The 12,374-nt window shown below is 72.7% G+C and carries 8 protein-coding genes; 5 read left to right on the top strand and 3 right to left on the bottom strand.

All coding sequences use genetic code 11. The features are described from left to right. Nucleotides 1–112 precede the first annotated feature (112 nt). The 5 genes from VKA29_RS22065 (at nucleotide 113) to moeZ (ending at nucleotide 6,229) form a co-directional block, all read left to right on the top strand. Entirely contained in the window at nucleotides 113–1,780 is a 1,668-nt protein-coding gene (locus tag VKA29_RS22065; RefSeq protein WP_324787630.1) for a DUF3492 domain-containing protein, read from the top strand. Next, on the top strand, nucleotides 1,777–3,015 hold the full coding sequence (locus tag VKA29_RS22060) for a hypothetical protein (protein ID WP_324787629.1): 1,239 nt from the start codon (nucleotides 1,777–1,779) through the stop codon (nucleotides 3,013–3,015). The genes VKA29_RS22065 and VKA29_RS22060 overlap by 4 nt, the downstream gene beginning before the upstream one ends. Nucleotides 3,016–3,290: 275 nt before the next feature. Beyond that, nucleotides 3,291–4,250 carry an NAD-dependent epimerase/dehydratase family protein gene (locus VKA29_RS22055; RefSeq protein WP_324787628.1) on the top strand — a complete coding sequence of 320 codons (960 nt, stop codon included), beginning with the start codon at nucleotides 3,291–3,293 and terminating at the stop codon, nucleotides 4,248–4,250. Next, a complete protein-coding gene (locus VKA29_RS22050) occupies nucleotides 4,238–4,987 on the top strand; it encodes a spherulation-specific family 4 protein (protein ID WP_324787627.1) in 750 nt (249 codons plus the stop codon). Before VKA29_RS22055 ends, VKA29_RS22050 begins: the two co-directional genes overlap by 13 nt. A gap of 63 nt (nucleotides 4,988–5,050) precedes the next feature. Beyond that, nucleotides 5,051–6,229 (top strand): adenylyltransferase/sulfurtransferase MoeZ, encoded by a 1,179-nt coding sequence (gene moeZ, locus VKA29_RS22045; protein ID WP_324787626.1) that lies wholly within the window; start codon nucleotides 5,051–5,053, stop codon nucleotides 6,227–6,229. A 59-nt stretch (nucleotides 6,230–6,288) separates the two neighbouring features. Here the strand turns inward: moeZ and VKA29_RS22040 are convergent, their stop codons facing one another. The 3 genes from VKA29_RS22040 to VKA29_RS22030 form a co-directional block, all read right to left on the bottom strand. Next, nucleotides 6,289–7,839, bottom strand: a complete 1,551-nt coding sequence (locus tag VKA29_RS22040) for an alpha/beta hydrolase (RefSeq protein WP_324787625.1) — start codon at nucleotides 7,837–7,839, stop codon at nucleotides 6,289–6,291. A 135-nt stretch (nucleotides 7,840–7,974) separates the two neighbouring features. Then, entirely contained in the window at nucleotides 7,975–9,522 is a 1,548-nt protein-coding gene (locus tag VKA29_RS22035; protein ID WP_324787624.1) for an alpha/beta hydrolase, read from the bottom strand. Between the two features lie 67 nt (nucleotides 9,523–9,589). Next, complete coding sequence (locus VKA29_RS22030; protein WP_324787623.1) at nucleotides 9,590–12,352, bottom strand: lysylphosphatidylglycerol synthase domain-containing protein; 2,763 nt, start codon at nucleotides 12,350–12,352, stop codon at nucleotides 9,590–9,592. Between the last annotated feature and the right edge of the window lie 22 nt (nucleotides 12,353–12,374).

Here is a 12,374-nt window from a genome sequence, read left to right as displayed (position 1 = left end):
CCCCCCCCCCCCCCCCCCCCCCCCCCCCCACCACCTTGTCCGCATACGTTCTTCACGCTGCGGGCCGTCGAGCGAACGACGGCTTCTCACACGGGAGATCGGGGGTGCGCTCGTGCGCATCGGACTGCTTACGGAGGGTGGCTATCCGTATGTGCGCGGTGACGGCACGCTCTGGTGCGACCGGCTCGTGCGCGGGCTCGAGCAGCACGAGTTCGACGTCTACGCCCTCTGTGCCGACGAGCGCCAGGAGGACGAGGGCCGGGTGCCGCTGCCGCCGCACATCGGCCGGGTCCGGACGGCGCCGCTGTGGACGGCCGAGGACGACTCCGTAGGGTACGGGCGCCGGGCCCGCCGCCGCTTCGCCGAGTGCTACGGCGAGCTGGCGTCCGTGCTGTGCGCGGCAGCCGCCGCCGGTGAGCCGGCCGGCTCACCCGAGCAGGCGTCGGCCGCTGAGGCGGACCGTTTCGCCAGTGCGCTCTACGGGCTCGCCGACCTCGCCCGCGACGAGCGCGGACTGGTGGGCGCCCTCCGCTCGGAGACCGCCGTGCGCCTGCTGGAGAGCGCCTGCCGTGCGCCCGGAGCCCCGCGCACGGCGCGCGAGGCGCGGGTACCCGATCTGCTCGCCGTCGCCGCGCACCTGGAACGTGCCCTGCGCCCCCTCTCCCTCGACTGGTACAAGCACGACGGACTCGGTTCCGCCGACCTGTGCCACGCCGCATCCGGCGGCTCGGCGGCCCTGCCCGGACTGCTCGCCCACCACTTCGCCGGCGTCCCCCTGCTGGTGACCGAGTACGGGGTGCGGCTGCGCGCGCACTACCTGGCCACCGCCGACGCGCCGCCCGCCGTACGGTCCCTGCTCGCCGCCTTCCACGGCAGGCTCGCCGCCGAGATCTACCGCAGGGCGTCCCTCCTCACACCCGGCAACACGCACGCGCGCCGCTGGCAGGAGCACTGCGGCGCCGACCGCGCCAAGGTGCGCACGGTCTACCCGGGGATGGACGCCTCCCGCTTCGCCGAGGTGGGCGATTCCCCGGACCGCGCCGACCCCGACACGCTGGTCTGGGTCGGCCGCGCGGACCCCGCCAAGGACCTGATGTCCCTGCTGCACGCCTTCGCGGAGATCCGCAAGGAGGAGCCGAAGACCCGCCTGCGCATCATCGGCGCCCCGGCCGGACCCGACGGCGAGGCCTACCTGGACCACTGCCGGACCCTCGCCGCACAGCTCTTTCCGGACGAGGCCGACGGCCCGCACGCCGTCGGGGACAACCCCGTCTCCTTCGAGGAGATCGGCGGTCCGGAGATCCCGGCCCTGCCCGACGCGTACGCGGCGGGCGCGGTGACCGTGCTCTCCAGCGTCGTGGAAGGGTTCCCCGTCAGCCTGGTCGAGGCCATGTTCTGCGCTCGCGCGACGGTGTCCACGGACGTCGGCGCGGTCGTGGAGGTCATCGGCGGCACCGGGCTCGTCGTACCGCCGCGGAACCCGCGGGCGCTCGCCGGGGCGTGCGTGGCGCTGCTGCGCGACCCCGAACGCCGTGAGCGCCTCGGCGCCGCCGCACGCGCGCGTGCGCTGGAACTGTTCACCGTCGAGCAGAACGTCACCGCGTTCCACGGCCTCTACCTGGAGGTCGTCTCGCGAGCCCCGGTGTGCCGGGCCGTCCTCGACGACGCCGAGCCCCTGCCCTTCGCGGTCCCCGCCGAGGCGCACCTCCTCGGAGGCTGGCCCGCACCGGCACCCGTGCGGGTGCCCACTCCGCTGCCGACCACGGAGGGAGCGCGATGAGCGGCCCCGGAGAATCCGGGCGTCCCGGCACGGCGGAATCCACGCGTGCGCGTGCCGAAGCGGACACCGACGCCCTGACCGGCACGTCCCGCGCCGCCGAGCCGCCCGCCGCCCGTCGACAACCGTCCGCCCGGCGCCTCGCCGTGGATCCGGTGAAGACGCTGCTGCACCAGCACCGCGAGCTGTGCGAAAGGGCTGTCGACGCGTTGGAGATCGCGGCGGGCCTGGAGGCCCACGGCATCACCGACCGGACCGCCGCACGCTTCCGCCACCGGGACGTCTTCTCCCTCGCCGAGGAGATGTACGTCCGCACCTCCCACGAGAAGGAGCCGCCGCCGCGTCCCGCGGCCGCCGCGGTACCCGGGGCACGCACCGACTGGGTCCTGCCGACCCTTCTGCCGGGAGCGCTGTGCGCCGCGACCGTGGCCGGCCTGCGGCTCACCCACGGACAGCCCCGACTGGCCGTGGCGGTCGTCGGCGCCCTCGCCGTGTCCCTCGGCCTGCGGGCGGCGCTCGCCCGCGGACCGCTCGGCGCGGCGGCCCGGACGGGGGCGGTGTCCGCCGCGCGCCCGCCCGGTGCCCGCACCCTGACCTGCTGGCTCATCGCCTACGCCCTCCTCGGTGACGGGTTCCTCGGCGCGGCCGTGGCCGGCGGCCCAGACGGACCGCCCGGCGGCAGCGCCGACGGCCCATGGCCCGTCGCCACGGCCCCCGTCCTGGCCCTCACCCTGGCCTGCGTCCCGGCGGCCTGGTGCGCCCACCTCTTCACCGTGCGGGCCCGCCGCAGGCTGGCCGCGAGCCGCGGCCTGGAAGAGTTCGCGGCCTCCGTACGGCCGCTGCTGCTCGGCACGTTCGCGTCGTACCTGTGCGCGCTGGGGGCCCTGCTCGCCGTGTGCGGCGCGGTCCTCCACGAGCCCGCGGCCTACGCCCAGGCCCTCTGCCTCGGTGCGCTGCTGCTTCTCGCCCGCCTCCTCACCGTCCACGGCTTCACCCGCGCCCCCGCTCTCGTCCTCACCGCCGTGGCCGTCGCCGAGGCGGCCGCGGCGGCCACGGCTCTCGCGGGGCGCCTGCCGGGGGCCGGATTCCTCGCCACCCCGGTGCGGACCCTGGCCGAGGCGTGGGGCCCCGGCAGCATCCCGGCCCTCATCTGCGCGGCGGGGGCACTGACCCTGCTCATGCACGCGACCCGCACCCTCACCCGGGCCTCGGCCCACGCCTCCCGAGGAGAGCCGTGACGACGTCCGCGCCGCGCCGGCGTCCGCGCCGCACGGATGACCTCCGCCGCAGGCGCGCCCCGAGCCGACTGCGCCCGGAGCCGACTGCGCCGCAGGCATCCGCACGAACCGCGGAGTTCGCAGCAACCGCGGAGCTTGCAGGAACCATCGAGCTGCCACAACCACTGAGCCGGCGACATGCACCGAGCTCGCAGACCCACTCGTACGACCCACTGAGAAGGAGAACGCCAGATGATCACCTCCCGACCCGAATCCTCGGCCCCGGGAGCCGCACGATGAGGGTCCTGCTGATCGGAGCCAATGGCTACCTCGGCCGCTTCGTCGCCGACCGGCTGCTCGCCGACCCGGCCGTCCAGCTCACCGCTCTCGGCCGCGGCGACGACGCCGACGTCCGTTTCGACCTCGCCTCGGGCAGCCCCGGCGCCCTGACCCGCTTCCTCGACGCGGTGCACCCCGGCGTCGTCGTGAACTGCGCCGGCGCCATCCGTGGCGGTGCCCGCGAACTGACCCGCCACAACACTGTCGCCGTCGCCACCGTCTGCGAGGCCCTGCGCCGCAGCGGCTGCGGCGCCCGGCTGGTGCAGATCGGCTGCGGCGCCGAGTACGGCCCGAGCCAGCCCGGTTCCTCCACGGCCGAGGACGCCGTGCCTCGCCCCGGCGGCCCGTACGGCGTGAGCAAGCTCGCAGCCACCGAACTCGTCCTCGGCTCCGGCCTCGACGCGGTCGTGCTCCGGGTCTTCTCACCCGTCGGTCCCGGCACGCCCGCCGGCTCGCCGCTCGGCCGTCTCGCCGAGGCCATGCGACGCGCCATGCAGTCCGGCGACGGCGAACTCAAGCTCGGAGGTCTCGGCGTCCAGCGCGACTTCGTCGACGTACGGGACGTCGCCCGAGCCGTGCACGCCGCCTCCCTCTCCGCCGCGCAGGGCGTCATCAACATCGGCTCCGGCCGCGCCGTCCGCCTGCGTGACGTCGCCGGCACGCTCGCCAGGGTGGCCGGATACGGCGGAACCCTGCACGAACTCGACGGCCCGCACGGCCACCTGCGGCCGGCCGTCGGCCACCCGCGCGGTGACTCCGACCACGCGCCCCAGGTGACGTACCCGTACCCGGACGGCTGCGGCAGCTGGCAGCAGGCCGATGTGCGCACCGCACGCGACCGGCTCGGCTGGCGGCCCCGGATCAATCTCGAAGAGTCCCTCGCCGACATCTGGATGGAGGCGGCATGCCGCATCTGACCAGCGCCACGACGGGCACCGCGAGCACCGGCGTCCGCACCGGATTCGGTGTCCCCGGCTACGCCCACCCCCTCGTAGCGCCCACCGAGTGGGACCTGCTCACCCGCCCCGGCACGCCCCTGCACTGGGTCGTCCTCGACGTCGCCGAGGGCGCCGGAATCCGACCCGACCCGCAATGCCTGGAGGCGGCAGGACGCCTGCGCAACACGGGCGTCCGCGTCCTCGGCCGCCTCGACACCGCCCACGGGGCCCGCGCCCTCACCGAGACGATCGTCGACGCGGGCCGCTTCGTCGACTGGTACCAGGTCGACGGCTTCCTCCTGGCCCGCTGCCCCTCCGGGCGCGCCTCGCTCCCCGCGATCCGCCGCACCGTCTCCGCGCTGCGCGCGGTCCGTGACGGTGCACACATCGTCCTCGGCCACGGCACCCACCCGCATCCCGGCTACGCCGAGGACGCCGACCAACTGGTGACCTTCGCGGGGCCGTGGGGCGACTACCGCTGGTCGCAGGCGGCCGAGTGGACGGCGGACCATCCGCCTGAGCGCTTCTGCCACTTCGTCCACGGTGTGCCACACCGGCACCTGGAGGAGGCGTTGCGCATCGCGCGCTGGCAGGGCGCGGCGACCGTCTGGTTCACCGACCGCACGGACCGCGGAGGCCGCCACGACCCCTGGGAGAGCCTGCCCGGCTACTGGGACGACATTGTCTCGCGGGTCGGAACAGGTGTCTCGGAATGAAGATGGCCATGGCACTGTTACACGGAGAACAACCGTAGTGATTGACCGATCAACGGAGTCCCCGTGTCGCTGCCACCCCTGGTCGAGCCAGCCTCTGAGCTCACCGTAGACGAGGTCCGCAGGTACTCCCGCCACCTGATCATCCCTGACGTCGGGATGGACGGGCAGAAGCGGCTGAAGAACGCCAAGGTGCTGTGTGTGGGCGCCGGCGGCCTGGGCTCGCCGGCGCTGATGTACCTCGCCGCCGCGGGCGTCGGCACGCTCGGCATCGTGGAATTCGACGAGGTCGACGAGTCGAACCTGCAGCGCCAGATCATCCACAGCCAGTCCGACATCGGCCGCTCCAAGGCCGAGTCCGCCCGTGACACCGTCAAGGGCATCAACCCGTACGTGAACGTGATCCTTCACGAGGAGCGGCTCGAGGCCGACAACGTGATGGACATCTTCAGCCAGTACGACCTGATCGTCGACGGCACGGACAACTTCGCGACCCGCTACCTGGTCAATGACGCCTGCGTCCTGCTGAACAAGCCGTACGTGTGGGGCTCGATCTACCGCTTCGACGGCCAGGCCTCGGTGTTCTGGTCCGAGCACGGCCCCTGCTACCGCTGCCTCTACCCGGAGCCCCCGCCCCCCGGCATGGTCCCCTCCTGCGCCGAGGGCGGCGTGCTGGGCGTGCTGTGCGCGTCCATCGGCTCCATCCAGGTCAACGAGGCCATCAAGCTCCTCGCGGGCATCGGCGAGCCGCTGGTCGGCCGCCTGATGATCTACGACGCCCTGGAGATGCAGTACCGCCAGGTCAAGGTCCGCAAGGACCCGAACTGCGCGGTGTGCGGCGAGAACCCGACCGTCACCGAACTCATCGACTACGAGGCCTTCTGCGGCGTCGTGTCCGAGGAGGCCCAGGCGGCGGCCGCCGACTCGACGATCACCCCGAAGCAGCTCAAGCAGTGGATCGACGACGGCGAGAACATCGACATCATCGACGTCCGCGAGCCGAACGAGTACGAGATCGTCTCCATCCCGGGCGCCCGCCTGATCCCGAAGAACGAGTTCCTCATGGGCACCGCCCTCGAAAGCCTGTCGCAGGACAAGAAGATCGTCCTGCATTGCAAGACGGGTGTCCGCAGTGCGGAAGTCCTCGCGGTCCTGAAGGCCGCGGGCTTCTCCGACGCGGTGCACGTCGGCGGCGGCGTGATCGGCTGGGTCAACCAGATCGAGCCGGACAAGCCGGTCTACTGAGCCGAGCGGCTCCCGGCGGGGGTCCCGCGCACCGTGGGTGTGCGGGACCCCCGCCGTCGTCATGAGCAGACCTTGCCGTCCTCCGGCACCGTGCCCGTTAGCAGGTAGGCGTCCACCGTCGAGTCGACGCAGTCGCTCCCGCTGCCGTACGCCCCGTGGCCCTCGCCCTTCCAGGTGAGCACCACGCCGACGTCCTCGCCCAGCTCGTCGGCCATCTTCTTCGCGCCCTCGTACGGCGTCGCCGGGTCGCCGGTGTTGCCGACCACCAGGACCGGCGGGGCGCCGGGCGCGCTCACCTCCGGGGTGTCGTACTGCCCGGGCACCGGCCAGTCGTGGCACCAGCCGGCCGTGTCCCAGCCGAGGAAGTCCCCGAACACCGGCGAGATCCTCTCGAACGCCGGCAGCAGCTTCCTGGTCTCCTCCGCGGTCGGCCGCTGTTTGTCGTCCAGGCAGGATATGAGGCGTTGCGAGTGGGTGGTCGTGCCGTAGCGCCCCGACGCGTCACGCTCGTTGTAGCCGTCGGCGAGCTCCAGCAGCTCCGAGCCGTCGCCCTGCTCCGCCGACTTCAGGGCGCTGGTCAGCGTCGGCCAGCCCTCCTTGCTGTAGAGCGGCAGGACGATGCCGGTGAGCGCCAGCGTCTGGTTCAGCTCGCGCCCGGACGAGGTCGGCAGCGGGTGCGCGTCGATCCTCTTCAGCAGGCCGGCGATCTTCCGCGAGCCCTGCCGCGGATCCTGGCCGGTGGATTTCAGGTAGTCGTCCAGCGCGCGCTGGAAGCCGCGGGTCTGGTTCATCGCGTGGCCCACGGTGCCGGCGCTGGGGTCGACGACCGCGTCGAGGACCAGCCGTCCCACGTTCCGCGGGAACAGGTGGGCGTAGACGCCGCCGAGTTCGGTGCCGTAGGAGATGCCGAAGTAGTGCAGCCTGTCGTCGCCGAGGACCTGGCGCATCAGGTCCATGTCGCGGGCGGTGTCGGTCGTCGAGACGTGCGCCATCAGCTTCCCGGCGGCCTTCCGGCAGCCCTTGCCGAAGTCGGCGGCGTCCTGGAGGTACGCCCTCTCCTCGGCCGGGGTGTCGGGGGTGACGTCCACGTCCTCCGCGGCCTGGATCTCCTTGTCGCCCCGGCAGCGCACGCCCTCGCTGGCGGCGACCCCGCGAGGGTCCCAGCTCACCAGGTCGTACCGCTCGCGCAGCGACGACACCGTGGAGTCGTACGACGGCATCATGGACACGCCCGAGCCGCCCGGACCGCCGAAGTTGAACAGCAGCGAGCCGATGCGGTGCTCCCCGCGGGCGCGCGCACGGATCAGCGCGAGGCCGATCGTCTCGCCGTCCGGCTTCGCCCAGTCCAGCGGCACCTTCAGCGTCGCGCACCGCCAGTCGCTGCCCGGGGCGGGGGAGTCTGCGGTGGCCTTGCAGCGTCCCCAGTCGAGCCTCTGCGCGGTCAGCGAGGAGGGCAGCGCGGCGGTCGTGCCGGAGGCGCCGCCCGACGCGGAGGTTGCCGCGCCCGTGCGATCGCCGCTCCTGCCGTCGTCGGACGAGCCGCCGCCACAGCCCGCCAACAGGAACGCGGCGGCGGCCCCGAAGGCCGTCCACCGTGCGAGACGTGCCATGCGCATACCCCCCTCACGAGCCGTCCGCACCGAGCAGCGGATGGCGGTCAGGCCATGGTAGGCGGATCGCACCGAGCCTGCCCGACCCTGTGGATAACCCTCTGACCTGTGCTTTCTTCAGTGCCGGGCTGGGTGTCAGGAGCAGACCGTCCCATTCGGCGGGACCCTGCCGTCCAGCAGATAGGAGTTCACCGCCCGCTGCACGCACTTGTTCTTGCTGTCGTAGGCACCGTGCCCCTGGCCCTTGTACGTCAGCTCGACGCCGACGCCCGGGCCCAGCGCGTCCACCATCTTCTTCGCGCCCTCGTACGGTGTGGCCGGGTCGCCGGTGTTGCCCACCACGAGGATCGGCGCCGACCCGGGCGCGCTGACGACGGGGTGGTCGGCGGCGCCCGCGACGGGCCAGTCGGTGCAGCTGATCATGGACCAGGCCAGGTAGTCCCCGAACACCGGCGAGGCGGCGCGGAACGCGGGCAGCCGCCGCTCCACCTGCGCGGGCGTGTACCGGGGTCTGGCGTCCGCGCAGTTGATGGAGACGTTGGCGGCGGTGAGGTTGCTGTACTCGCCGTTCTCGTTGCGCCCGTTCATCGCGTCGGACAGCCTCATCAGCAGCTCTCCGTCACCGTCGTACGCCTGCTGCAGGCCCTCGGTGAGGTAGGCCCAGAAGTCCTTCGAGTACAGGGCCTGCGCGATGCCGCTGGTCGCGGCGGTCTGGGTCAGCTCGCGTGGGAAGACGCCGGGGATCGGCTTGCGGTCGAGGGCCTTCAGCAGGCCGGTGATGCGGGCCTCGACGTCCTGGGCGTTGTCGCCGATCGGGCAGGGCTCGGGCTTCGACGTGCAGTCCGCGGCGAAGTTGTCGAGCGCCAGCTGGAAGCCCGCGGCCTGTCCCAGGGAGCTCTGTTCCGGGTTCTGCGTGGGGTCGACGACCGCGTCGAAGACGGCGCGGCCGACCCGCTTGGGGAACAGGTGGGCGTAGACGCCGCCGAGTTCGGTGCCGTAGGAGATGCCGAAGTAGTGCAGCTTGTCGTCGCCGAGGACCTGGCGCATCAGGTCCATGTCGCGGGCCGCGTCGGTGGTGCGCACGTGCGGCAGCAGCTTCTCGGAGTTCTTCTCGCAGGCGTCGTTGAACCGCCTGGTGTTGTGCAGCAGCTCGGTGCGCTGGCGGGCGTCGTCGGGGATCGCGTCCTGCTGGAAGTAGGCGTCGAGCTGCTGGTCGTTCTCGCACTCGACGGGGGCGCTGCGGCCGACCCCGCGCGGGTCGAAGCTGACCAGGTCGTAGCGGGTGCGCAGGGCCGTGTAGTCCTTGGCGAACGCGGGAAGCGTGGTGACCCCCGAGCCGCCGGGGCCGCCGAAGTTGAACACCAGAGAGCCGATGCGCCGGTTCTTCCCGCCGCTCGCCTTCGCCCGGATCAGCGCGATGCCGATCCTGTCGCCCTTGGGCTCGTCCCAGTCCAACGGGACTTTCATGGTGGCGCACTGCCAGCGTCCGCCGTTCGGCAGGGGAGTCGGGGCGTCGCCGCCGCCCTCGGCCTCGGACGGGGCCGGGCAGTCCTTCCAGTCGAGCTTCTGGTCCGTCAGGTCCTCGTCCCGGGATCCGCCGTCGCCGCAGCCCGCCAGGACGCAGGACAGCAGTACGGCGGTGGCGGTCACGGCAGCGGCGCGCCGACGGAGCGGGTTGGGCATGGACCCATCCTGCGGTCGGGCACGCGTGCGTGCTCGGGGCGCGGGCCGTACGAGGTACCGCCCGCGGCTACAGGGAACCCTTGCGGGTGAGGTGGTTGAAGGCCAGCCAGCCCGGCAGGACCGGCAGCCACAGGGTCAGCAGCCGGAACAGCAGCACGGCCGGGGCCGCGACCTCCTTGGGCAGGCCCACGGCGATCAGGCCGACCGTCAGGGTCGCCTCCACCGCGCCCACGCCGCCCGGGGTCGGCGCCGCGGAGCCGAGCGCGTTGCCGGCGAGGAAGACGACGGCGACGCTGGCGATGCTCAGCGAGGTCGAGCCGTCGCCGAACGCGCGGATCGAGGCGTCCAGGCACATCACGAAGCAGGCGGTCAGCAGCAGCATGCCGCCGATGCCGGTGACGAGCTTCTGCGGCCTCTGCAGCACGTCCAGCATGCGCGGCACGACACCGGCGAAGAGCGACCGCACCCGCGTGACGACGAACTTCCGCAGGAACGGCACCGACGTGACGACCAGGACGAGCACCGCGACCGTGAGCAGACCCGCGATGACCGTCCGGGACGGCGACAGCGACGGCGTCTTCTCGGTGCCGGTCAGATAGCCGAAGGACAGCAGCATCAGGATGTGCGCGCCGAGCCCGAACAGCTGCGACGCGCCGACGCTCGCCACCGCGAGCCCGGGGCGCACCCCCGAGCGCTGCAGGAAACGCGTGTTGAGGGCGACACCGCCCACCGCGGGCGGCGCCACGATCTTCACGAACGACCCGGCGACCTGCGCCGCCACCGTCCGCAGGAACGGCACCCGCTCGGGCACGAACCCCAGCAGCGCCATCGCCGCCGCGAAGTAGCTGCCCGCCGAGAACAGCACCGCCGCGGCGACCCAGCCCCACTGCGCGCCCGCGATCAGCGGCCCGAACTCGATGTGGGTGAGCTGCGTCAGCAGGAAGTACGCGCCGATGGCACCCGCGATGAAACTGATCAGCGTCCGCGGCCGTACCCGCTCCAGACGGGCCGGCTCGACCGGCGCCTGCGGCCTGATCCGCAGCACCTCGTAGCGGATCTGCGTCAGCAGATCCTCCTCGCGTGCCTCTTCCAGCGCGTCGTCGAGGGCCCGCTTCTCGGCCCTGGCCTCCGCACGCACGGTCTTCTTGTCCGGTTTGCCCGCCGGCTCCGCGTCGCCCGAGCCTTCCTCCAGACGGGCCTGCTTGGCCTGCTGCGACGCCTCCAGGACCGCCTCACGCTCGCGCTGGGCCCGCTCCCGGGCCAGTTTCCGCAGCGTCGCGCGGGTGGAGCGGCTGAGCGCGATGGGCTGCAGCATCGGCAGGCAGTCGGCCACGGCGTCGGGGCCGAGCACGCTCACCGCCGTGGCCACGGCGCGTTCGGCGCCCACCCGCAGACCGAGCGTCACCAGCAGCTGGGAGATGTCCATGCGCAGCAGCAGGTCACCCGCGGCGATCTCGCCCACCCGCAGATCGGTGAGGATCACCGCGCCGGACGGATCCACCAGGATCGCGTCACCCACGAGCCTGCGGTGCGCGATGCGCCGGGACTGCAGCGCCCGCACCTGGCCCCAGGTGTCGTGCAGCAGGTCGTCGGTGATCTCCTCGTCCGGCAGCGAGTCCAGGGTGCGCCCGCCGATGTGCTCGTAGACGAGCATCACCGCGTCGGGGCCCAGTTCGGAGGTCGCGATCAGCTTGGGCGCGTTGGCGCCGGCCGCGATGGCCGCGTACGCCAGCAGCGCCTCCTGCTCCAGCGCCTGGCGCAGCGACTGCAGGCTGCTGCGGGTGGCGAATCCGCGCAGCGTCAGGTTGCGCCACGCTCGGTAGAAGAAACCCTGGGCCTGCTGTTCCCGGTCCACCACCGTCACGTCCAGGGGCGGGCCGTCCTCGAGCGTGACGAAGTAGCGCCGGCCGCGGTCACCGGTCTCCAGGGTGTCGTGGACCTCCTCGCGGGCCGCGGTGACCGGGCGGAAGCCGACGTGCCGCAGGCCCGCCATCAGCGTCCGCCCGGTCGGCCGCACGTTGGGGGAGCCGACCGCGTACAGCGTTCCGTAGGCGACGGTCCAGCCGATCAGCACCGTGAGGATGATCGAGAACGGGGTCGTGTACCCGGTGACCAGCATCGAGAAGGCGTCGAGGAGGAGCACGATCCACAGCACCGCCCGCCAGCGCGGCCGCCGCGACATGCCGACGGCCGTCATGTACGCGATGACGGGCGCGAGGTAGCCGTGCACGGGGTCGGTCAGGGCGTGGATGTCACCGGGAGAGGGCTGGGTGAGCGCCTCCTGGATGGAGCCGGGGGCGCCCTTGGCCACCCACAGGTCGGTGGCGAGGGTCACTCCGTGCGCCAGGACCGCCGCCAGCACGCCGTCGGCGATGCGGAGCCCGTCGCGTTTGATCAGCCGTTCGATCGCGAAAGCGACCGGCACCAGCAGGATCGCGATGCTGGAGGCCAGGCCGGCGATCTTGATCAGCAGGTCGGGCGCCTGACCGGTGCCCTTGTTGATGTCCTGCTCCAGCCCGGAGGTCGTGCCGTGCGCGAACGCGGAGATCGCGAGCAGCACGGCGATCGCCAGCACGCCCACCAGCAGGCGCATCAGGTCGGAGGGGCGGTGCACGCGCGCGGGAAGCAGCGGTTCGTCGCCCTCGACCTCGTCGATGTGCGTCTGTTCGACCAGGCCGGGGCCGCCGTCGGGAGCCGCCTCGGAGGTCTTCCGGGAGGCCTTCCGGAAGGTCTTCCGGGAGGTCGCCTCCCCACCGTCCGCGGTGTCCGGGCGCGACGAAGCGTCAGAGGTGTTCTCCGCATCCTCCGGGTGCGCACCCTGCTGCTTCATCGTCTCTTCTTGATCTCGTATC

The sequence above is a fragment of the Streptomyces sp. H51 genome (assembly GCF_035656535.1).
In the GTDB taxonomy this organism is placed as follows: Bacteria; Actinomycetota; Actinomycetes; order Streptomycetales; family Streptomycetaceae; genus Streptomyces.
This window is presented reverse-complemented; position numbering and strand designations above follow the sequence as displayed.